This is a genomic window from Clostridium sp. LIBA-8841 (assembly GCF_057782475.1).
On sequence record NZ_CM173488.1, the window covers coordinates 2061655 to 2086247 of the forward strand.

Below are 24593 nucleotides of genomic sequence, written 5' to 3' on the forward strand. Positions count from 1 at the left end.
TATTTCAACATAAGACAAATTTCTTATTTTTTCAGATTTATAGTATAATTAAATTGTTAATTTTTTCTTAACATATTTAAATGGGATAAAGGTTAAATTTGTGTTACATTTGACTTTTATGTTATAATTCAGTAATACAGGATGAAATACACTTAAGTTGTGGACAGTTTAACTAAAAGGAGTGTACTTTATGCAAAAAAGAATTTTATCAGCATTAATAGCAATAACTATAAGTATTTCAACGACTCAAGTAGTTTTTGCTGATACAATAAGTGATAAGAAATCAAATATACAAGAAAATAAAGTAAAATATGAACAATTAGATAATGAGGTTATGTCTCTTAATTCTCAAGTATCAAAACTTAACAATGAAATTGAAGAATTAAATGCTAAATTAGCAGATAATCAAACTAAGATGAAAGATACTGAGGAAAACTTAAAAGAAACGGAAAGTAAAGTAAGTACTTTAAAAACCGAAATAGATCAAAAGCAATCTGTTTTAGGTAAAAGAATGCGTGCTATGTATAAAAGCAAAGATTCAATGAACCCACTAGTTTTTCTTATTAAATCTGAAAACTTATCAGATTTAATAACAAGAATAGATGCTTTGGCAAGGGTTACAGCCTTAGATAAAAATCTTATAAATGATCTAGATTCTCAAAAAGATTCTCTTGATCAGGATATAAAAAAATTAGAAAGAGATAAGGCTGAATTAAAAGAATTAAAAAGTTCAACTGAGGAATCTCTTAAAACCCTAGATAGTAAAAAAGTTGAAGAACAAAAGAAAATTGATGAATTAAACAATCAAAAAGAAGCTGTTTTAGGAATAATTAAAGAAAATGAAATGTCTTTAATTTCTCATTCTGTTTCTGTTATAAATTCATCTTCATCAGTCAATGAGCTTGAAAATGCAATAAGCACATTGAATCAATTAATCCCACAACTTAACATCGATTCAGTAAGGGATACAGCTAATAATTCTGTACAAGCTGCCAAAAACAAAATTGAATCCATAAAAGCTGAAGAAGCAGCTAAAAGTATTAGTAACAACTCTCCAGCTAATTCAAATAATAATAATAACAACAATAATACTTCTAACCAACCTAGTGATGGTAACTATAAGAAAACACTTTCCGTTGAAGCTACCGCATATACTGGAGGAACATTAACTGCCATGGGACTTAAACCAGTAAGAGATCCAGGTGGAATAAGTACAATAGCAGTAGACCCTAATGTAATTCCATTAGGTTCAAAAGTGTACATCCCTGGATATGGCTATGCCATAGCATCAGATACAGGAGGAGTTATTAAAGGAAACATAATAGACCTTTATATGAACTCTAATGATGAATGTAAATCTTGGGGAAGACGTCAAGTTACATTACACATAGTTGCCTATCCTGGTGAATGGTAAAATAAAAAAGATAAGACATTTTTGCCTTATCTTTTTTTTAATCTTCCACCAAAATCATTAAAAATTTTCAATAATAAAAAAATTGCTGTAAAGGCTACTATAGCCGTAATAATTGCAATAAAAAAGTTTAATATATCCTTAAAACTTAATCCAACCCCTGTTAGAAAATTTTTAAATTTTATACTTATCTTAAAAAATCCCCACAAAATTAAACTTCCTATAATTCCTACTGAAGCTGCAGTCAATCCAATTTTCGATTTTTTAAATAAACATACTACTCCTATTAAAGCAAATGTTATTATTATGAAAATAAACTTCCAATCTAAAATCTCCAAAGTTTTCATTCTCCTAAACATACTTTCCTTATTATTTTACTTAACAGAAGTAGTAATTATTACTTTATCGATTTAAGCGTTTTAATATTTTTCATTAACTTTATTAACTAACCTAAAGGCATAGTCTTTTAAAAAAATATGTTTTTATTTAATACGAATATTATTATCAATAATATAAACCCAATTACAATTATTGTACTTACTCGTCTTCTCAACACATAATTATTCATTTATTTTCTCTCTTACGCTAAAATTAGCTAAAATAAAAGGAGTATAAAAACTCCCTTTATTTACTACGATTAAATTCTAAATAACAATTAAATTTAGACTTCTATTACCTCTAATTTGAAAATACAGGTACATCAAATGTAAAGTTATTATTTAAATATAAATCTTCATAACTATTCATAATATCAGCTATCTCTGATGCATACCATGTAGTTGTTGCATATTGATGCCATATATTAGATATATTTTGATTATATCTCATTTTATAAAGTGTATTTTGTTCATAGGTTGGACTATGAACATAATTTGCAGAAACAAATGCTGCTGCTCCTTTTATAGCACTTTCAATACTTGTCCAACCTCTATTGTAAGCATAGGTTGTTCCTAATATTAATGCTCTATTAGGAAATGCTGAAGAATTATCCTTAGCTCCTATTCCAAATAAATTATAAACTGTAACAGGTTTAGATAATGGTATCATATGATATCCTACTAATTGACCATAGCTATTATATATAGGCTTACTTTCATCTGCAATTTGAGTAATAGTTACTCCTCTTGCAAGTTTACTTGTTCCATTACCTGTTTCATGTAAACATTGAGCAACTAAATATATAGGATCTATATTATACGATCTAGCAGCATCAACAAAAGCTTGTCCTTGACCAGTTAAAACGCCTTTATTGTTTAACCTGCTACTTAATCCATTTACATTAACAGCCCTAAACCTATCAATTCTTAAGAATTGTAATTTATTAGTAGCCTTCGCTGGGTTTATATATCTCTCAAACTCTGAATATGAATAATTTACTGGGTTACTTCTTTGTTGCATTCTAATATATTCGTCAAGAGATACCCCATATGGTGTTTTTATAGCATCTCCTAAATCTAATTCTGGATTAACATTTGAATTTCCATCAAAAATATTTATATAGCTCTTAGATGCATATGCTTCCTGACCTTTATAATTTATTTTGTAGAACCCATTTTCTTCACCTAAAATTTCAACACTTTCACCACTACTTAAAATTCCAAGAATTTGAGATGATGTATTTGCTTCTTTTCTTACATTTAATCCATTAGAAGCTGTTACAATTCCTGTTTTATTAGTTTCTTCTGGTTTACTTGGTTGTTCTGGTGTTGTATTATTACCTTCATCCTTAACATCTTTAATATATTCTTTAGCTACATAGCCATAGGAACCCTTAAATTCTATTTTGTAGAATGAGCCTTCTTCTCCTACTATTGTTACCTTAGAATTTCCACTTAAGCTTCCTATTACCTTACTACTTGTGCTAGCTCCTTCTCTTACATTTAAAGAACTACTTACATTTACTATTCCTGTCTTTTTGGTATTTTCTGGTTTTTCCGGTTCAGTTGGTTTTTCTGGTTCTGTTGTATTTCCTTCATCTTTAATATCCTTAATATATTCCTTAGCTACATAGCCATATGAACCTTTGTATTCTATCTTATAGAATGAACCTTCTTCTCCTACTATTGTTACCTTAGAATTTCCACTTAAACTTCCTATTACCTTACTACTTGTGCTAGCTCCTTCTCTTACATTTAGAGAGCTGCTTACATTTACTATTCCTGTCTTATTAGTAGTTTCCGGTTTTTCTGGTTCAGTTGGTTTTTCTGGCTCTGTTGTATTTCCTTCATTCTTAATATCCTTAATATATTCCTTAGCTACATAGCCATATGAACCTTTGTATTCTATCTTATAGAATGAACCTTCTTCTCCTACTATTGTTACCTTAGAATTTCCACTTAAACTTCCTATTACCTTACTACTTGTACTAGCTCCTTCTCTTACATTTAGAGCACTACTTACATTTACTATTCCTGTCTTTTTAGTATTTTCCGGTTTATTTGGTGTCTCTGGTTCACTTGGTTTTTCTGGCTCTGTTGTATTTCCTTCATCTTTAATATCCTTAATATATTCCTTAGCTACATAGCCATATGAACCTTTGTATTCTATTTTATAGAATGAACCTTCTTCTCCTACTATTGTTACCTTAGAATTTCCACTTAAACTTCCTATTACCTTACTACTTGTACTAGCTCCTTCTCTTACATTTAGAGCACTACTTACATTTACTATTCCTGTCTTTTTAGTATTTTCCGGTTTATTTGGTGTCTCTGGTTCACTTGGTTTTTCTGGCTCTGTTGTATTTCCTTCATCTTTAATATCCTTAATATATTCCTTAGCTACATAGCCATATGAACCTTTGTATTCTATTTTATAGAATGAACCTTCTTCTCCTACTATTGTTACCTTAGAATTTCCACTTAGACTTCCTATTACCTTACTACTTGTGCTAGCTCCTTCTCTTACATTTAGAGCACTACTTACATTTACTATTCCTGTCTTATTAGTAGTTTCCGGTTTTTCTGGTTCAGTTGGTTTTTCTGGCTCTGTTGTATTTCCTTCATCTTTAATATCCTTAATATATTCCTTAGCTACATAGCCATATGAACCTTTATATTCTATTTTATAGAATGAACCTTCTTCTCCTACGATTGTTACCTTAGAATTTCCACTTAGGCTTCCTATTACCTTACTACTTGTGCTAGCTCCATCTCTTACATTTAAAGCGCTGCTTACATTTACTATTCCTGTCTTATTAGTAGCTTCCGGTTTTTCTGGTTCAGTTGGTTTTTCTGGCTCTGTTGTATTTCCTTCATTCTTAATATCCTTAATATATTCCTTAGCTACATAGCCATATGAATCTTTGTATTCTATCTTATAGAATGAACCTTCTTCTCCTACTATTGTAACTTTTGTATTTCCACTTAAGCTTCCAATTACTTTACTACTTGTACTTGCACCGGCCCTTACATTTAAAGAGCTACTTACATTTACTATTCCAGTTTTACTATAAGCTCTAACAGCCATAAGTATTGGTTCAGCCTTAGGCTGAACTTTAACTTCTTCTTTCTTAGGTTCATCAGCCTTTTTTTCTACGACTTCTACAGCTTTATTTTCTTGAACCTTTTTATTTTTTACTTCTGCATCATTCTGTTCTTGAATTTTATTGTCACTTATATCCTTTGATATATATTTAGCATAAACATACCCATATGATCCATTAAATTCTATTTTATAAAATCCATTACTTTCAGTTATTATATTAACCTTTTCTCCACCCTTTAAACTTCCCATTATTCTACTATTGTTTGTAGCAGCTTGTCTAACATTTAAAGATGTATTTATATTAACTTTTCCAGTTCCTTCAACTGATTCTTTTTTGACTTCTTTAGCATCATTTTTTTCATATGAAATTAAACTTACGTATGAACTTGACACATATGCTCTTCTTCCATTGAAATCAATTTTATACCAACCATCAATTTCTTTATCTAAGACATTTACTTTGTCATTCTTATGTAATGTTCCAATCACTTGACCATTTTCATTTGGACTAGTTCTTACATTTAATTGGTTAGCAGAAATTAAACCAACATTTTTTTGATTTAATTCATCACCTAATATTCTTATGTCCTTAGCTTGTACATAACCAACATAGTCTTTATAAGAAACCTTACACCAATCATTTGATATTTTATCTATTATGTTAACTCTAGCACCACTAGGTATTGAAGTTATTATTTCATGAGAAGAATCTGTGCCTTTTCTTAACCCTAATGCTTCTGATGAAATAATTTCTCCAAGAACATTTCCTTTGGATTCATTAATATTTTTCACTTCATTTATTGGTTCCGCATGTACTTTTATATTAGATGCACAAACAAGTGTCCCTGTTCCAATTACAGTTCCTATTATAAGACAACTTAATCTATTTCTATTCATAATTAATCTCCTTTTTAAAAGAATTAATATTTTATAACAATTAGATTTACAAAATAATAATTATACAAATATTTCATTTAAATGAAAAATAATGCAAGTTTTAATAATTATTACATACTACTCATAATCTTTCCAATATTATTATACTTCTAAAAACAAAATTAGCCAATAATTATAAAACAAATCTTTTTTAAATTCTACCTTTTTTATTTACTAAATACATTTATTTAAATATTATTATTAGAGAATAATATTTATTTACATTTTAATCTATTTATATATACTTTTTTATTTTCTTTTAATATACAATAATAAACTTCATTAAACTTAATTTATTTTTATCTATAAATAATATTAATAAACTTTTGTTTAGTAACCCTAAAGTATATAAATAGATACTTTAGGTGCCTATATTATAAACCTTAGATAAAATAACTTTCATAAATTGAAGAACATATTATTTTCATTCTTCAATGCACTTTCTATTATTTTAAAGTTTTAATCTTTTAATTTTTTTCGTAAAAAAAGTAGTGTAGTTACTCTAAAATTAATTAAAGTAATCTACACTACTATATATATTTTTATAAAAAACTAGTTTTTATTGTTCCCTAATAAAAAAGTTCCGAAAGTAAAATCAAGCAAAAATCAGTAGTTATTCACAGGTATTTTGGAGCTAAATCATAATAAAGTTCCGAAAAAATTTCATGCATTAATCAATCAAATTCATCCACTACGCGCGAGCGAAAAACTCTTTTAATTATTGCCTATAAATCCTTTATTCATGCTATTCTTCATACATTAATCTTAATCATTTTAATCAATCTATTATCTCTTCATATTTAATTTCAGGCATAAAAAAAAGACCAACTCAGAAGCACTTACGTGCCTCCAGGCTAGTCCATATTCTGAACTTTATTATTTCGTTCGGAACTTTTTTTAGTGAATGTCGATTATATATATAAATATCTTGGATATGCAATATTACCTATTCCAAACTCAACTATAATATCTTCTATTTCACTTTTTTGTTTTATTATTTCTTCTTCTAATTTCTGAATTTCTAACTTATTAGCTTCATCTTTTTTATTGCTTAAGTCTCTTAATGTATATCCTTGTTTTTTTATGTTCTCATATTTTTTACTAGTAAGATTCTTTAAATATTGAATATCTTGTATATAGGTATTATAAGTAACTATAATTGAATTTAACACCTCTTCTATAGTAAGCTCTTCATTACGTTTTATATGATGGATTAATGTACCTAATATGCAATTTATATAGTATCTTAACATTAAAATTTTATTTTCTATATTCTTGTCCACAATTCCACCATTATGCACCAAATCATTTCTAAGCCTATAAATTGTAGTAATATTATGTCTTATAGCTTCTTCATCAAATATAATTTTATCCAATAACTCTCTAGGATTCTTTAACCAAGTATTCAAATCCACTACACTTTTGTTTATTATTACATTTGATTGTGTACACTCATATAATTTACTACCAGTTTCTTCTTTCATTAAGAATAGAGCAAATTTCTCTTTATCATATTTTTTATCATTTAAAACAGATTTACAGTTTGTTAATTCTGGTATATCAATCTTATTTTTATTTATAAGTGGAAGTATACTATCCCATAAATTATTCATTTCCCTCTTAATCGAGTACATAACTATAAGCTTAGGAATTATTTCTGTTATTTTTCCAATTATTGATTTTGAATCATAAAATCTCAAAATATTCTCTAAAGCACTCCATGCATTTAATAATCTGTTTTCTGATGTATCGTTAGAAAGCTTTTGTACGATATTTATTACTCTCTCTATATCCTTAATAGTTCTATTATTATGATTTTTCTCACGTAAATAAATAAATTCTTGTATATCCTCTTTTTCTCTTTCATTAACATACTTTGAATAATCTTGTGTTCCCTTCAAGTCCAAAATAGTATTTTCTACATAACAGCCTGTAATAGGCATTGCACCTATTGATGTGTCAAACGCTTTATATACTTCTATATAATTTTCAATTGTACTCGTAGCAACTTGTACTGCTTTTATTTCATCACACGCTATTATATCAGCCTTAAGACACACTGACTTAGGTGTTACTTTAAATTTATTATTCGTAGGTATCTCACTTTCTGATAATACACAATACTCAATATTGTCTATTGTTTTTTTATTATTCTCAAGGACATACTTTTTCAACGAATCCGGTAAATTAATGCTTATCTTAACTTCAAATTTCTTTTTATTATTTTCAGATAATTCCTTAAACTTTTCTATATAATTCTGTAATTCCTCTTCATCCTTAGCTTTATTAATATCATCATTATTGAAATTTTGTTTATACCAACTCTTCAAATAAGAAAGAGAATAGCCTTCAAATAACAACTCACTTACATAATAATCTACTAATATCTCAACATCTTTAAATGTCCTATCAAATTTATTATGTATATCAATTAAGCAATTAAGTATATTATAATTCTTCACTTTTTTACGAAATGAGCTTAAGCAAGAATATAAAATTTTATTACTTTTTTCCCTTTCAGATGTCTTTGTTACATCACCTGATTTTTCTAAATTAATTTGTTCTATAGCTGATTCTATAAGCGGTATAATTAATTGAATATCTTTAGAAAATTCTTTATTTTTATTTAACGGTATATTATGCAATGTAAACAATATACACTCCAGCAATGCTTTCTTTCCATTTAATAGTTTTTTCACATCACTACTATTTAGTCTTATATTCATTTCTAAGTCTATATAGTCTTCAAGCAAACTTCTAAGACTTTGTATTTTTTTATTTTCTATTTTACAGTACTTATTAAAAAAATATTCTTGCACTCCATATAAAAAATATTTATGTGCATTCATTTTATATCTATCCATAATTTCTCCAATCCTTATTTGACATTTCTGAAATATTACATTATAATAATAGCATAAACAAAGAAATTATAGTATTTATTTTATATATTTTGAATATAATAATATTGCAAATGTTATAGGTGTTTCATATGTGATAAGTGGGCTACAAGCGTAGATTCCCTGCATTATGAAAACACCTTTTTATATTTTTACATATTATCTTATTTCTCTAATCATCTTTTACTTCTATTTATTCCACAAATATGTTATAGACACTATATGATAAGGGCTAAACTTAGAAGCACCAATAAACTTCCAAGCTAGTCCCACTTTTCTCAATCTCAAGAAAATCTTTATTATTTATTAGATACTTCTATACTTATAATATCCAAGTCTTTATTTTTCTCATAATTATTAAATAAAGCATAATCTATAGAAATATCATCTTTAGTAGACTTATATACAATACCATCAAAACCAACTTGTAAACAAATAGCTGATACAATATTACTTAATATATACTGTTCTTTATATGTAGAACTTTCATCAACTAAGCTCTCATCAATTAATCCTGAATATTCTCCTTTAAATATATAATTGATAGGGAAAAGATTGAATTCCTTATGCGTGATTATTCTCGCAACATTGTAACATTTATTTTCATCTAGAAAAACTTCTTTTTTCAAAACATCTATATTATTCGCACAATAAAGTACACTAGTACCTATATCATTATATCTCCCATGATTTGTAATATTAAATGGAGGTTCCCACATTTCATCTTTTGATAACATTACTCCAATATTTTCTGTTCTAGCTCTAAAAATCATTCTATTAGGAGTAAGTAAATAACCTATTCTATTATCAAATAACTTCTGAATAAATCTCTCAAGTTTAGCAAAAGTTTCGTTCCTAGCAACAAATGTTTTATTTTTAAGATATTCTTCTTTTAAATTTATAAGCTCCTTGATTGAAAATGAGTTAGCTAATCCATGAATATCATTCTTTATTTCCACTAATTCATCACCATAAAACTTATGATTAAATCTATCAATATCAGATTCTCTATAGACTTCAGTATAAATATCAAATTTTCCATAATCAATTTTATCATCATAATTTTCTCCAGAGCCATTAAGACAATTAGGGCAATAAACATAATCAACTATTTGTTCATAATATTGATTCCAAAAATCATCATCATAGCAGAACAAATCATTTAATATATCTTCAATAGGAGTAGAAGTGTCATATTCATCAAAAATTTCTTCTGGGTTATCCTCTTTATCACAATAACACCTCTCAATTGATTCATGTATTTCTTCTATTTGAGCACCTTCTCCACATTCCTTGCAACATTTTATTTCATCTGTGACCAACTTTCCCATAAACTCTAATATTTCATCCATGAAATTTTCCTCATCATCAATATAGCATTCATCTTGTACTATCGTAGCGCCACAATTATCACAAATACATTCTTCATCTGCAATTTCTAATGAATCATCTAAAATTCTAGACACCTTTAATACTTCTTGTGGATTATACAAAACTAAATACTTCTCTATGTTCAACCAAAACTTATATTCACTACATCTATAACAAATCATTTATATCCCCCTCCCATTTATATACAATTCCTCTGCTGAAATTCAGCATTTTCAAACCCTTCATTATTTTTTCCGATGACTGCATTTCCAAAAAAGAATTCATTATTATATAAAAATTGATTCTTATTTAATCCTTCTAAGGCAAATCTATAACATAACTGATAATCTATGTCACAGATACTCTTACTAATCATATCAATTGTCGGCATCATATCATATATATATCTACATTCATCTAGTACAAACATATCTGTGAACATACGTGTTGATTTCGCCTTATATGTCCACCTTTTTGTTTCTTTCACATTTATATGATACGGAACTGTAATTTGACCTATAAGTACTCCTATGATACTTTGGAATGTAAATACATCGCAAAACTGTGGTGCAATTTTGCTATAATTTAAATTATAAATTTTCTTTAGTTTTTTTGAATAATACTTACTTTTCTCCGCAAAAATCAAATAATAAATTAGTTCTATATTATTTATTAATTCATTATTTCCATCAACAACTTGATTAAGAAATGATTTTGCAAATTCTATAAAACTCTCGCTAAATATATTTGTTAAGTCTTTATCGGATAGATTATTTATATTTGAATTATCTTTAATAATTGAAAATGTCCATGGTATAGGGAAAAGTTCTGTAGCTGAACTAAGCCATCCTCCACAATCATAATCATCGTCATTAGACAGCTCCTCCTCACTGTCATTATATTGTTCTAAACTTTGTAAAGCTTTTTTTTTATCCTCTTTACTCATTTGAAAAAACATATCAAAATATCCTTTATTACTTGCTATCTTTGAGTATGGTACTATTACACCACACAAATCCATAATAAATCTTGATATAAACTCTCCATAATAAAATTCCAAATTATTCTTCACTCTATCATACATCTGATTTATATTAATTCCATCTTCACTAATACAAATATTATTTGTTATAAATTCTTTAGGATATAGATACAAAGTTGCTAATTTGGCTAAGTTATCGCGTCCTAATTCATCTTGCTCTTGTGATGGCAAAGCAAAATTAGTTATAAGTACTCCAGGTGAATTAATCACATGCTCTTTTATCAATCTTAAAAGAGAGATTATACTTTTGTTCTTATTTTCTTTAACCATTAACGGTCCGCAAAAATCCAAGTAAACTATGTCAAATTTGATAGGCATGTCACATGCAAAACTTTCTATCTTTCCCTTATAAATTTTTGCTTTTGGAAACTTTTCCATAAGATTACTAACAGCTTGATTATATAATTTTTTATCTGACTCAAATGCCCATATATTTTCTTCTAATATTCCATTATCTATTAACTCTTTTATATCATTTTCAGGATTTGGACCTGCTAAAAAAGCGACCTTCAAATTGCTTACTTCTTTTTTCCCTAATAAAGAAGTATAATATCTTTCCCAAGAGTTAATCGTACTATCAGTTAACTTACTTGCTGTATCTTTTTCTTCTTGATGAAAAGATTTTTTAATAATATGGTTCTTGATTTTTCTTATATTATTAGCATTAGTTATAGTACTTTCTGCTCTTCTATCTACCAAGATTTTAATAGCATTAGTTATAACTTCTTTTCTAATAGTTCTTTTTTCCGGTTCATTATACATTTTTATACCACCTTTTCTGAAAGATACTTAGTTATTTTAAAACAGAAGATATGCATTATTATAAAATGCACACTCTCATAATAATACTATCTATCCATATATTGTTCAACAAATCATAAGTTTCTTCTATGTTCAGTAATATTTCTACTGTTTTATCCCAATCATCCTAAATTGCTCCCATTCGTGCATTTCCGGATATTTTTCTTTAACCCATTTAATCCTTCTTTGCTGAAATTGCTCTACTGATTCTACATTTTCTTCAAGAAATCTCTTGGTACCTTCTAGCTTATCCAAATACTTTGAAAGCAAATACTATTTTTCTATCTTCCTACCTACAAGATACACGTTGAGGCTTATCTTCTGATAATAATATTTCTTCTACAGCTACTTTACATAGCTTTACCATTTCCTCATCTCTTTTAATCCAATCTAATATATATGTAAAAAAATAGAGAATATAGATTTTACTCTATATTCTCTAAAAACCAAATATCTTCCACAGCTCTATTTAATACTTTCGCTATTCTTAAAGCCTCCTCTACCGGTGGCTTACTACGATTCTTTTCCCAATTAGAATAAGTCTTTAAATTTACCCCTATCCTGAATCCATTAGAAACTCTCTCATTCTTATTTCTCTAAGTCGATTTTTTATTCCCATAAGAAATACTTGCTCCTTAAGAAATACTTAATATTATTTCATAATTTCCCTTATTCCTTCTTCATAATTAAAATCTGATATTAGTATTTGTCTTTTTTTGATAACTTCAGATTTTAAAGATCCTTCTAGTTTGCTAATAAGAAATTCTTCTTTAAATTTAATTAGCTCTATAATAGATTCTTGAGCTTCATTTAAGACTGATTTATCAAATGTATCCATACTACTCAATTTGTTAATAAGCTCTTCTATCTTATTAAATTTACTAAACATCCAACAATAATTATTTTGAACAATATCATAATTTATCAATAATAAATTTTCATCTTTCTTTCTCATAAATTATCATCCCTATAATTATTTTACACTATAAGGTAATATTTTATATTTCCAAATTTATTTTATTAATAAATTTATTACAATTCTCTATTAAAATTATTGACTTTTAAGTGCCAAAGGCTTATAAATCCTTATGGGAGCTGAATGAAGGCAGAGTTATTCCCTATGAACAACATAAAAAATAAAATTATGAAGTCATAAGGAATCCTCAACTGTAAATCCTCTTTTTCGCATCGTTTCAGTTGCCCTTATTAGTTAAGTATCATCAACTGTTATAAAGTTTGTCCTATAACATCTAATACAGTTTCCCCACTCTTTAGAGTGCCAAACTACCACCGTGCCTTTTATTTTATGAATATTGGTAGACACACACCTAAGCATATATTATAACCATTGTTCCAGCTATACCAATAAGGGTAATATATAGCTAGTATAATATACTGTTGACTTTATTGCAGCTGCTCAACTAACCTATGGATTTATTTATAGTTATTCCAAAGCTTATAACTAACCTATACTTAATTTAGGGTATAGGAAATAAAGCCTTGCAAATCATCACTTTTTTTGAGATAATACTATTAAGGTGTTGGTATATCCTAGTTATTGAGGATATGCAAAGTTTTATAAAACTGTATTTAGTTTTGATAGTAGGTATTGCAAGTACCTACTATTTTTTTATTCTAAAATAAATTTAAATTTGATGTTTTTTTACTTTTTGGTATCTTTATATTTATTAAACTAGATAATCTAATACCTGTGCTTAATAACATACATACAATACAGTAATTTCTGTATTGTGAAAATGTACATTTCTTTAAATTTGGCTTTTCCAATAACTTTCTTAACTCATCATCCGTATAAGTTTCTATTGCAACTCTATCTACTTTTGGTAAAGTTATTTTAAAACTTTTCATATAATCCATTCTCATAAAGAAATAAAGAATTGTTTTTAAATCTCTTGTGTAGGTGTGTAAAGTTTGTTCTCCTATTTATTTATTTTCTTTGCATTTAATAATAAAATCATCTACTACCTTTTTGTTTATATTCTTAATTAAAATATCCTCATCAAAATATCTAATAATTGATATATAAGCTTTTTCATAATGTTTACTAGTTCCTGATCTTAAATTTCTTACTTTGCAATTGTAAATAAATTCACTAAAGCCTTCTTTGAAAGTTAAATCATTTTCTAAATTAATTTTTATCTTTTTCATATCCTCATCTTCTAATAAAAAGACGTAAAAAAATACACGTCATGCAAATTTTAATTTCACATAACGTGTATTGTTATTATTCGATTAAGTAATCAAACGAACATCTAAAAAATAGACTTAAATCTTCGCAAAGCGTTGATATATCTATTATTTGTTCATTGCTTCTTCTACAGCAACTGCAACAGCAACAGTCATACCAACCATTGGGTTGTTTCCTGCTCCGATTAATCCCATCATCTCAACGTGAGCTGGAACTGATGATGAACCTGCGAATTGTGCATCTGAGTGCATTCTTCCCATAGTATCAGTCATACCGTATGAAGCTGGACCAGCAGCCATGTTATCTGGGTGAAGAGTTCTTCCTGTACCACCACCTGATGCTACTGAGAAGTATTTCTTACCTTGCTCAACACACTCTTTTTTGTATGTTCCAGCAACTGGATGTTGGAATCTTGTTGGGTTAGTTGAGTTACCAGTGATTGATACGTCAACTCCCTCATGATGCATTATAGCAACACCTTCTCTAACGTCGTCTGAACCGTAGCATTTAACTTTAGCTCTTGGACCGTTTGAGTATGGAGTTTCTTTAACGATGTTTAATTTACCAGTTACATAGTCAAATTTAGTTTCAACATATGTAAATCCGTTAATTCTTGAAATGATGAATGCAGCATCTTTTCCAAGACCGTTTAATATAACTCTTAAAGGCTCTTTTCTAACTTTGTTAGCTTTTTCAGCTATTTTGATAGCACCTTCAGCAGCAGCGAATGATTCGTGTCCTGCTAAGAATGCGAAACATTTAGTTTCATCTCTTAAAAGCATAGCTCCTAAGTTTCCGTGTCCTAATCCAACTTTTCTGTCATCAGCAACAGATCCTGGAATACAGAAAGCTTGTAATCCTTCTCCGATAGCTTCAGCAGCATCAGCAGCAGTTTTACATCCTTTCTTTATTGCTATAGCAGCACCTAAGATGTAAGCCCATCCAGCATTTTCGAATGCTATTGGTTGAGTTTCTTTAACGATTGTGTAAGGATCTATTCCTAAATTATCGCAAACTACTTTAGCATCTTCTATTGTTTCCATTCCGTACTTTTCTAATACAGGTTGTATTTGGTTAATTCTTCTTTCATAACTTTCAAATAATGCCATTTTATTATCCTCCTTCAATAATGAATATCTAGATTATTCGTGTCTTGGATCTATAGTTCTAACAGCTTCGTCAAATCTTCCGTATTGACCAGTAGCTTTTTCCATTGCTTCGTTAGCATTCATTCCTTTAGCTACCATTTCCATCATTCTACCTAAGTGAACGAATCTGTATCCTATGATTTGATCATCTGCATCTAAAGCTACTTTTGTTACATATCCTTCAGCCATTTCAAGGTATCTTGGTCCTTTAGCTAAAGTTCCGTACATAGTACCTACTTGTGATCTTAATCCTTTTCCTAAGTCCTCAAGACCTGCTCCTATTGGTAGTCCACCTTCTGAGAAAGCAGTTTGGCTTCTACCATAAACTATTTGAAGGAATAATTCTCTCATTGCAGTATTTATAGCATCACAAACTAAATCTGTGTTTAAAGCCTCTAATATAGTTTTTCCTGGTAATATTTCAGAAGCCATAGCAGCTGAGTGAGTCATACCTGAACATCCTATAGTTTCTATTAAAGCTTCTTCTATGATACCATCTTTAACGTTTAAAGTTAATTTACATGCTCCTTGTTGTGGTGCACACCAGCCAACTCCGTGAGTTAAACCTGAAACATCTTTTATTTCTCTTGATTGAACCCATCTACCTTCTACAGGGATTGGTGCTGGACCGTGGTTTGGACCTTTAGCAATTACACACATTTCTTGAACTTCGCTTGAATACATCATATTCATTTCTCCTCCCTAAAAAATAACTTATAGCAAAAAAATTTGCTATATCTATTCCTCTTAACAACTTGGGACTTTTTTTGTCCCTATGGGATATTTAATTACCCTCACACCTATTTTAACAAAACAATGGCGATGTAACAATATATTTCTAAAAATTTTTCTAAAAAAACTCAATATTTTTTTATTTTATTACAACATTTGAGAATAATTATCATATTTTTTACCAATTTATTGAAGTAACATCTCTATTTTTTACCTATTTAATTCTTTTACAGGAATATTTTAAAAATTTTCTCATGTTAAAAGCATAAAAATAAACTAAACCTCTAAAGATTTAGCTTATTTTTATTATATTATTATCTTGCAGTTCTTAAAGTTATGGACTCCTTGCTTGAAATCTCACCATTTGAATATTTAGCTGCAATTTTAAAATTATAGATTGTGTGTCTATTTAAACCCTTAAATGTATATGAATTTTCATCAGCGGAAATTTCTCCAACCTTCTTACCATCTTTATAAAGAATATATCCTTCTAATCCTTCTGTAGTTTCTGGCTCTATCCAAGTTACAGTTAAATCCTTTTTATTTACTTCTGATTCTTTGAAGTCTCTTACTGGATTTACAATAATCTCTGTGCTAGTTCCTTCTATTATATTAACTGTTTTTTCAGCTCCTCCAATTTCATGAACTATTCCTTCTCCATCTCCTATTGATGAGTTAGTTATGCTTAAAGATGTTCCTTCAGTCTTAGCCTCTGCTTTTAAGACAATCTTCATTAAGGCTTCCTTAGCTGGTAATGGCTCTCCTGTTAATGAACTTGCTAATACTCTAACCTTTCCATCTTCTATTTTCTTAGCACTTACAAATACTCCATCCTTTGAAGTTGTTTCTACATAATCAAAAGCATTTTCATCATAATTTAATATAAAATCATAAGCCCATGCTTCTGAATTTGTTAATTCTTCTATTCCTACTCCAACTTCTATATTTTCACCTACTTTAACCTCTTCTAAAGATTCAATAGATGCACTACCTATTACTTCATTAGCTTCTTCTGCTCTATATAAATTCAATTCAGCGGCTGAAGCAAAGCCTCCAACACTATTTATAACATCAAGCTTAACAAACTTAGCATCTACAGCTTCGAATTCCACAAACTTATCCATAGAGTTGTTTGCAAAGTTTCCTGAAGCTATTTCAGTAAAGTTTTCTCCATCTAAGCTAACAGAAAGTTTATATTCTGTTATATTCCCATTTGATCCACTTTGTCTTGGAACATATCTAAATTTGTTTATTTTAGTAGCTTCATTTAACTCCAAGGTTATATTATGAGGTCCCTGAGCTGCTCCTCCTGAATATTTAGTATGCCACATTGTATCAACATCATCATCTGAGGCATTTTGAGCTGCTCCATTTTCTCCAGAGGTTTCTTCTGATGAAGCAGTAACTCTTATAGAGGTAGGATTTATTATTGATGGGTCAGCTCCCTCAGGTATATAATCAGGAACTTCTCCATCATATTCCTCTACGATAAGATTATCAATTACTAAAGTTCCATTTAATCTTTCAAAACCAATATAATAATCTGAAAAATCTCCTGTAGCAAAAGCTATTTCAAAAATTCCATTCTCTCCTTCATAAGCTGGTAATGATATATCCATTTTTTCTTGCGCTCTTCCACCTTCATCTGTTCTAACAACAAAATCATAAGCGCCATTATTCATAAGTTTGTAATCAAAAGTAACCTTATACTTTGAATTAGGCTCTAGCTTTAATAAGCCTGGGGATGTTCTTAAAACTAATCCACTATTTGTTTGTCTTGTCTTAAGAGAAAACTGACCATCTATTGTATCATCAGTAAAACCTTCATGAGTTTCTGAAAGATGTGTATGGCATTCTCCATTAACAGCACTTGTAAATGGTCCCCATCCTTCATCAACTGTTTCAAAATCTTCATAATAATAGTATTTTTCTTGATTTTCTAATTCTTTTTCACTTTTCTTTTCTTCTGTTACTCTAACATTATCAAATCTAACATAGCTATTTTCCTCTTCTCCTTTTCCAGCTTTTAAGTTTAATGTAATTTCACTTTCTCCTTCTGGTAAGAAGAATTCAACCTCTATTCTTTGGAATCTTGTTCCTCTTTTATCTGTGTTTATTATTCTATTTTGGAAATGAGTTGCATCAACATAATTTGATACTTTTTCTCTATCTGGAAGAACAACTTCTATCTCAGCTCTCTTTTTAGATTTATCTGATACTTCAGCCCATACAGATGCAGAATAATATTTTCCGCCCTCTAGTGTTAATTTTTGAGATGCTTGTCCATCGTTAGTTCCATTAACTTTTAAATAGTTTTGCCCCATAGCTACATCATTATCAACATCAAATATTATATGGTCTGTATTTTCAGCTGAAGAAGATTTTTCCCACCATCCATAAGAGTCAACTTGACCTTCTTTAAAACTAAAGCTATTAAATCCATTATCTCTTACATTACTTGTTTCTGACCATTCAGTAGACTCTGTTGTGTTTTCAACCTTTTCTTTATATAGAACATATGGCTTTTTAGAATCTAAAGTCAATGTTATCTTTCCATCGACAACTGGAATAGTTTTTACAAGTTCTCTTCCAATAGAGCTTGTTTCATAAAGATATACTTCATTAGAACCATCCCAAGAGTTTGGTAAAGTCCATTCTCTATTTTCTGCAAAGTCATTCCATGCATAAATCTTATCAGGATTATTTATATCTTCTCCCCATGGAATGAAAACTCTATTATCTCTTGAGTATAGGGTTCCACTCTTATATGTGAATCCAGAATAAATTAAATTACCATCCTTATAAAGCTCATGATTTCCTTCGTAAGCAACCCCTTCATTGTTCTCTTTAATATTGCTAGCTTTACTTACTAATCCATTTTCAAAAACAACTTCTTCTTTACTTGAATCTAAAATATTAAAGTTTTGCATGTACTTAGTTGGTAATTCCCAAGTGTAGAATTGATTTACTACATTATCTAAACTTTTTTCATTTTGCCATCCAGTAAATCCTGTATGCTTAGTTCCTTTAAGATGCAAATCATGTGGAAATACATCCTTCATTCCGTTCTCTACAAACCTTATAATATTGCTTCTAGTTCCCTTAGTATATTCACTAGAACCTTTTGCTATATCAGCCCAATGAGTCCAAATACTATTTTGTCTAAATGGACCACTATATTCTGTTGTTACTGCAAACTCATTTTCTAACAAAAATTCCTGCACTTTATACTCATTCCATGGATTTGACCAGTAAGTATCTACATACACCCAATCTATTCCCGGTGCATTTTCTTTCATCTCTTTAAGTCTTCCTAAGAGACCAGAATCACTATTATTTAATATATCATTTTTCTTATCTATAAGGTAAGCTTGATCTAACCAAGACCATCCTGGTTGCCATTGTGTACCTACTAATTCATTTGAAAAATATTTTGCTTCTGGATAAGCTTCTGTAGCATTAACATGAACCCCAAGTTTAGTACCATATTTGCTTTCTAAAACTTCTTCCATAGCATTGAAGCCTTCTAATCCACCTGCTCTTTCATTAAAGTTGTTACCATAATCAGGATGTCCACTATCGTGTCCTTCTGACTGATATCCCTTTAATAGTAACATTTGACCAAATCCATCAATATAATTAGAATACTGAGCTACATGATCAACTATTCTTTCAAAAGGATATTGAGCTTGAGATGCAAAGTTCATATTTATATGACTTACTTTATCTTTCACCATATCGTGATATTGTGGTTTTGTCATAATATCCCTATATGCTACCCCAGCATCATGCCAAGTAATTTCTCCATCCTTATTTAAATCATCAGCAATTACTATTTTAGCTGAGAAATCTCCATTTAAAACTGGTGAATCCTGTCCTTTCTCAACATCTCTATATATAATAGGTCCATTCCAAAGTCCAATTTCTTTATTACCGTCAAACTCTCTTACTCCATATTGTACTTGTGAACTATAATCTATATTATTATTTTCTATAGAAACAGCTAAACCCTCATTATTTAGAAATCCCATAGATACTTTAGTAGGGGGTGTTACATTTGCTGTTGAAACATCTAAATATATATCCTGAGAATTATTTATGCTTGTAACTTTAGCAGCTGTAAGTTTTCCAACACTTTCACCTTCATTCACTGTAACTAAATTATGATCTAAAAATTCTAAAGTTCTTAAAGTAAAGTCTTCTCCTTCTATAACATTTACTAATTTCATTTCCACATAATTATCAATAACTTCTAACGATATGTCGAAAGTTAAATCAATATCGTCAAAATCAAAGGAATAAACTGCTTTGTTTTCTGAAATTTTATTATATAAAACAATTGGTTTATACACATCGCCATTTATTTTAACCTTATCTTTTGATACTAAAGTTCCGTTTATACTTCTTTCTCCCTTATTATATCTAACTATATTAGGGAATTTATTATCAATTGTAACTACTAAATCCTCTGCTGAAATTGTATCCTGATTTTCTTCTGTAATAATCCTATCTGCTTCTTGTACTGTATCCGGAAGTTTTTTATATGATAAATTATCAAAGTGTATTTCTTTTTCTTGAGACCAAAGCCTAAATCCTATTTTTCCTTCTCCCATAGGGAAATTTGGCGCTTTGCTTAAATCAGTTTCTAAAGCAAGTTCACCATCTAAATAAACTTCCAATTTATTATCAACATATTTAAGCTTCATTCTATATTTTTTATTTGCTTGAAGAGATGGGCCATCAACACTTATATATCCACTAGCACTTTGAATTACCCATTTTCCGCCATCATAACATATCATTCCATAATTATTATCATTTTCGTATCTTATAACAACTCCAAACTGTCCTCCTGAAATCATTGTGAAATCGAATTCATATTCAGCATTTTGAAAAACTGGTGAATTATCATCAATAACTCTACACTCTGTCCATAGCTTATTAGCTAATTTAAAAACCCCATCTTCAACAACCATTTTCTTAGGTTCTCCACTAAAAATTCGATATCCATCTAAATCTGTAGCTTCCTCGAAATCCTTTGTATAAATATCCTCCTCTAAGCTCGCACTTACATTTAAATTATTATAATAAGTGCTTAATTCTTCTAGTTCTAATGTTCCTACGATATTTTTAGTAGCTTCTTGCTCACTCTCTGGACTAGCCATTACCACCTTAGGTGATATCAAACTTAAACCATAAAAGGAAGTCATTATTGCTGCTGTAAGTTTTAATCCATGCTTTTTCATAAACTTATTCCTTGTCATTTTATCCCCCTTAATCATTTTGTATTATTTTACTTAATTGTAACATCCATACATAAAGTAACACATAGAATTTTTTTACTTCTATAAATTAAAAAGCAAGAGGAAAATTCCTCTTGCTCAAAATATTGATTTACTAAAGTTCTATTTCATAAGTAAATCTATTTAAATTAGTTATAAAAATACATATTCTATCTTGCAGTTCTTAAAGTTATAGATTCCTTACCTGAAATCTCACCATTTGAATATTTAGCTGCAATTTTAAAATTATAGATTGTGTGTCTATTTAACCCCTTAAATGTATAAGAATTTTCATCTTTTCCTATTTCAGCTACTTTCTTACCATCTTTATAAAGAATATATCCTTCTAATCCTTCTGTAGTTTCTGGTTCTACCCAAGTTACAGTTACATCCTTTTTATTTACTTCTGATTCTTTAAAGTCTCTTACTGGATTTACAATAATCTCTGGGCTAGTTCCTTCTATTATATTAACTGTTTTTTCAGCGCCTTCAATTTCATGAACTATTCCTTCTCCATCTCCTATAGATGAGTTAGTTATGCTTAAAGACGTTCCTTCTGTCTTAGTTTCAGCTTTTAATACAACCTTTGTTAAGGCTTCCTTAGCTGGTAATGGTTCTCCTGTTAATGAACTTGCTAAAACTCTAACCTTTCCATCTTCTATTTTCTTAGCACTTACAAATACTCCATCCTTTGAAGTTGTTTCTACATAATCAAAAGCATTTTCGTCATAATTTAATACAAAATCATAAGCCCATGCTTCTGAATTTGTTAATTCTTCTATTCCTACTCCAACTTCTAAATTATCTCCTACTTTAACTTCTTCTAAGGTTTCAAGAGATGCATTACCTGTTACCTCATTATTCTCTTTTAATGAACCATGAACATTTAATTCTGCAGCTGTAGCAAATTTTCCTCTGCTATTTGCTTGATCTGAAACACTATCTGTAACATCTAATCTAACATATTTAGCTTCTACATTATCAAACTCTATAAACTTTATAGATGCATTGTCTGCTAATGCTCCTGATTTAACTTCTGTAAAGTTTTCTCCATCCATACTAACAGAAACTTTATATCCTGTTATTCTTCCATTTTTGCTATCTTGTCTTGGTACATATTTAACCTTGTTTATTTCATAAACATTATCTAATTCCAAAGTTAAATAATGAGGACCTTCATGAGCAGGTGCTGACCATTTACTATGCCAGAAAGTATTCATATCTCCATCTGAAGCGAAAGAAGCTGGTGCATTTTCACCTGTAACTTCTTCTGATGAAGCTGTTACTTTTACTGTGCTTGGATTTATTAATGTTAAGTCAAAGCTTAAAGCTTCTTGTATGAAAGACTGTGCAACCTTCTCAGATATAACTGCAAAGCTACTTAAAGCCTCATTTAATTTAGTCTGTGCAATTTCCTTAGCACTTTCATAAGCTTCCATGTCTCCATTTAATTGAGCTACTATCATATCTAAGCTTGCTTTGTCTCCTTGTGCTAAAGTAATAAGCTCATCAAGTTGTCTTGAACATTCTTCTAAAGCTACCTGTGGTAAATTTTCTTTTAAGTTATTGCATGCTTCTTCCATTCTTGCGAATTCACCATATAACTCCTCTATAATACTTGTAGCATCCTCTTTAGAAGATAGCTTATCCCATAAGGAATCCATCTTTTCTCTAAGCTCTGGAGCATCTTCTCTTCCTGATCTTGCCCAGGATCTATTATCCATTCTTGTTGAATGATTTGCAAAAACCTTCATGTCTTCTGCTAAATCACCATAAAGCATTTCAATTGCTCTATTCCAAGCAGTATCATAATCATAATTATCCATATTCCAGCTATAATCAGCAGCTGTGTGTATTGATATTTTTGAAAGTTCAGCATGTTCCATAGGATTTACTGTAAAGAAATCTACATATTGATCTAATCCCTTATCTAATCCATGCATTGGTCCTAAAGCAAGTTTACCTTTAAAATAGTCTGTTACAGGATAATTCCACCATACAGCCATATCTCTTTTATATATTCCACTTATAAGCTCTGCATCACTTAAAGGAATTTCATTTGTAACAACTCCAGGGCCAGTCCACATAACCTCTATATCATCTTGAATTGTTTCTGAAAAAATTCTAGTATAATTTCTAGGCTGTCCATTACTAACCATAGCTCCTGTATCATATTCTGTAGGAACTGTTATTAATGGTTTTACATCTCCCTTAACTTTTACAAATTCATCATTAAATCTATTTAAGACCTGAGCATGTTTAGCCGCACTCTTATCTGCAATGTCATCCCAATAAATAGCAAAACTTCTTACTCCCATCTCATATAAAGATTCTGCTTTGTTTAGCAAATGTTGAAAATCTTCTTCTCCTGCTTCTCCATCAAATCTTATATCTATTCCTGGAGAAATACCAAAGACAAAGTCAACTTTATTTTCATAAGCAGTATCTATAAGTTCTTGCATTCTTGCCATTTCACTTTCTGGATATGGGTCTCTCCATTTTTCTCTGTGATATGGATCATCCTTTGGAGCATAAATATATGTGTTTAACTTATTTTCTCCATAGAATTTAATTTGATCTAATCTATCCGCTTGTGTCCATGGAGTTCCATAAAATCCTTCTACAATTCCCCTTGCACTCACTGTAGGATAGTCAGTTATATTTACTTCTGGTATATTAGAATCTTTAACTAACTGTTTAAATGTTTGAACCCCATAAAAAGTTCCATCTCCATCTTTTCCTTCAATGGCTATAGTGCCATCATTTGCAACTAAAGCATACCCCTCGTCTTTTAGCTCCTCTGTTGAAGTTACATTTAAAGCCTGATCTAATTCTGGAATGTCGTCATCAACCTCTCCAATTATAAGTGTTGTTGAATTTGAATCATGTTCTGAATTTACCTCTATACCATTTGCATCTAAAAATTCTCTTAATGACTTTACTGCATCATCATCTGCAAGATTTTCTCCAACTAAATTTATAGAAGAAGTTATTTGAAATCCATCTCCAACCACTTCTAAATTTTCTGGTGTTGGATTTAAGTTCGGAACTAAAACCTGTGTTTCCTCCCCAGTTTTAGGCCCAACAGCTCTTACAGTAGTTGTTATTAATCCATTGGCTATAAAAATACAAGCAAAAGCTGAAGTTAAAAGTCTTTTAAGCATTTTTCTTTTCATAGTCCCCTCCTATTGTAAATTATTTACAATATAATTATAATATCGTTTACAATTTATGTAAATGTATAAAAAAATCGGAAGGATAAAAATTCCCTTCCGATT

At 29.5% G+C, this 24593-nt stretch carries 14 protein-coding genes; 1 reads left to right on the forward strand and 13 read right to left on the reverse strand.

The window, feature by feature from the left end:
* Positions 1–190 precede the first annotated feature (190 nt).
* Entirely contained in the window at positions 191–1414 is a 1224-nt protein-coding gene (locus tag AC2A4K_RS09080; protein ID WP_322503260.1) for a 3D domain-containing protein, read from the forward strand.
* A gap of 26 nt (positions 1415–1440) precedes the next feature.
* On the opposite strand, the gene AC2A4K_RS09085 is transcribed toward AC2A4K_RS09080, so the two are convergent.
* The 13 genes from AC2A4K_RS09085 to AC2A4K_RS09145 all read right to left on the reverse strand — a co-directional run bounded on the left by AC2A4K_RS09085 (position 1441) and on the right by AC2A4K_RS09145 (position 24491).
* The gene (locus AC2A4K_RS09085) at positions 1441–1749 is read right to left on the reverse strand and encodes a hypothetical protein (protein ID WP_488458825.1); all 309 of its coding nucleotides are present in this window, start codon (positions 1747–1749) and stop codon (positions 1441–1443) included.
* Positions 1750–2089: 340 nt separating this feature from the next.
* On the reverse strand, positions 2090–5791 hold the full coding sequence (locus AC2A4K_RS09090; protein ID WP_488458826.1) for an SH3 domain-containing protein: 3702 nt from the start codon (positions 5789–5791) through the stop codon (positions 2090–2092).
* 950 nt (positions 5792–6741) lie between these two features.
* Positions 6742–8694: a hypothetical protein gene (locus AC2A4K_RS09095; protein WP_322502171.1), complete on the reverse strand. Its 1953-nt coding sequence runs from the start codon at positions 8692–8694 to the stop codon at positions 6742–6744.
* A 335-nt stretch (positions 8695–9029) separates the two neighbouring features.
* The gene (locus AC2A4K_RS09100; RefSeq protein WP_322502172.1) at positions 9030–10283 is read right to left on the reverse strand and encodes an RES domain-containing protein; all 1254 of its coding nucleotides are present in this window, start codon (positions 10281–10283) and stop codon (positions 9030–9032) included.
* Positions 10284–10300: 17 nt separating this feature from the next.
* Complete coding sequence (locus tag AC2A4K_RS09105) at positions 10301–11905, reverse strand: hypothetical protein (RefSeq protein ID WP_322502173.1); 1605 nt, start codon at positions 11903–11905, stop codon at positions 10301–10303.
* A gap of 464 nt (positions 11906–12369) precedes the next feature.
* A complete protein-coding gene (locus AC2A4K_RS09110; RefSeq protein ID WP_322503243.1) occupies positions 12370–12504 on the reverse strand; it encodes a helix-turn-helix transcriptional regulator in 135 nt (44 codons plus the stop codon).
* A 92-nt stretch (positions 12505–12596) separates the two neighbouring features.
* Complete coding sequence (locus AC2A4K_RS09115; protein ID WP_322502174.1) at positions 12597–12899, reverse strand: hypothetical protein; 303 nt, start codon at positions 12897–12899, stop codon at positions 12597–12599.
* A 680-nt stretch (positions 12900–13579) separates the two neighbouring features.
* Positions 13580–13813, reverse strand: coding sequence for a hypothetical protein (locus AC2A4K_RS09120; protein WP_322502175.1), 234 nt, complete (start codon positions 13811–13813; stop codon positions 13580–13582).
* Between the two features lie 75 nt (positions 13814–13888).
* A complete protein-coding gene (locus AC2A4K_RS09125) occupies positions 13889–14113 on the reverse strand; it encodes a hypothetical protein (RefSeq protein ID WP_322502176.1) in 225 nt (74 codons plus the stop codon).
* A gap of 147 nt (positions 14114–14260) precedes the next feature.
* Positions 14261–15262, reverse strand: a complete 1002-nt coding sequence (locus AC2A4K_RS09130; protein ID WP_322502177.1) for a GGGtGRT protein — start codon at positions 15260–15262, stop codon at positions 14261–14263.
* A 33-nt stretch (positions 15263–15295) separates the two neighbouring features.
* Positions 15296–15988 carry an iron-sulfur cluster assembly scaffold protein gene (locus tag AC2A4K_RS09135; protein WP_011592237.1) on the reverse strand — a complete coding sequence of 231 codons (693 nt, stop codon included), beginning with the start codon at positions 15986–15988 and terminating at the stop codon, positions 15296–15298.
* 359 nt (positions 15989–16347) lie between these two features.
* Positions 16348–21297, reverse strand: a complete 4950-nt coding sequence (locus AC2A4K_RS09140; RefSeq protein WP_322502178.1) for an endo-alpha-N-acetylgalactosaminidase family protein — start codon at positions 21295–21297, stop codon at positions 16348–16350.
* 188 nt (positions 21298–21485) lie between these two features.
* Entirely contained in the window at positions 21486–24491 is a 3006-nt protein-coding gene (locus AC2A4K_RS09145) for a beta-N-acetylglucosaminidase domain-containing protein (RefSeq protein ID WP_488458827.1), read from the reverse strand.
* Positions 24492–24593: the final 102 nt, after the last annotated feature.

What these genes read in the sequence shown, in the direction of transcription:
- AC2A4K_RS09080 (WP_322503260.1), top strand. Translation starts at nt 191, where the DNA reads ATGCAAAAAAGAATTTTATCAGCATTAATAGCAATAACTATAAGTATT.
- AC2A4K_RS09135 (WP_011592237.1), bottom strand. Translation starts at nt 15,988, where the DNA reads ATGATGTATTCAAGCGAAGTTCAAGAAATGTGTGTAATTGCTAAAGGT.
- AC2A4K_RS09130 (WP_322502177.1), bottom strand. Translation starts at nt 15,262, where the DNA reads ATGGCATTATTTGAAAGTTATGAAAGAAGAATTAACCAAATACAACCT.
- AC2A4K_RS09125 (WP_322502176.1), bottom strand. Translation starts at nt 14,113, where the DNA reads ATGAAAAAGATAAAAATTAATTTAGAAAATGATTTAACTTTCAAAGAA.
- AC2A4K_RS09105 (WP_322502173.1), bottom strand. Translation starts at nt 11,905, where the DNA reads ATGTATAATGAACCGGAAAAAAGAACTATTAGAAAAGAAGTTATAACT.
- AC2A4K_RS09145 (WP_488458827.1), bottom strand. Translation starts at nt 24,491, where the DNA reads ATGAAAAGAAAAATGCTTAAAAGACTTTTAACTTCAGCTTTTGCTTGT.
- AC2A4K_RS09140 (WP_322502178.1), bottom strand. Translation starts at nt 21,297, where the DNA reads ATGACAAGGAATAAGTTTATGAAAAAGCATGGATTAAAACTTACAGCA.
- AC2A4K_RS09100 (WP_322502172.1), bottom strand. Translation starts at nt 10,283, where the DNA reads ATGATTTGTTATAGATGTAGTGAATATAAGTTTTGGTTGAACATAGAG.
- AC2A4K_RS09115 (WP_322502174.1), bottom strand. Translation starts at nt 12,899, where the DNA reads ATGAGAAAGAAAGATGAAAATTTATTATTGATAAATTATGATATTGTT.
- AC2A4K_RS09095 (WP_322502171.1), bottom strand. Translation starts at nt 8,694, where the DNA reads ATGGATAGATATAAAATGAATGCACATAAATATTTTTTATATGGAGTG.
- AC2A4K_RS09120 (WP_322502175.1), bottom strand. Translation starts at nt 13,813, where the DNA reads ATGAAAAGTTTTAAAATAACTTTACCAAAAGTAGATAGAGTTGCAATA.
- AC2A4K_RS09090 (WP_488458826.1), bottom strand. Translation starts at nt 5,791, where the DNA reads ATGAATAGAAATAGATTAAGTTGTCTTATAATAGGAACTGTAATTGGA.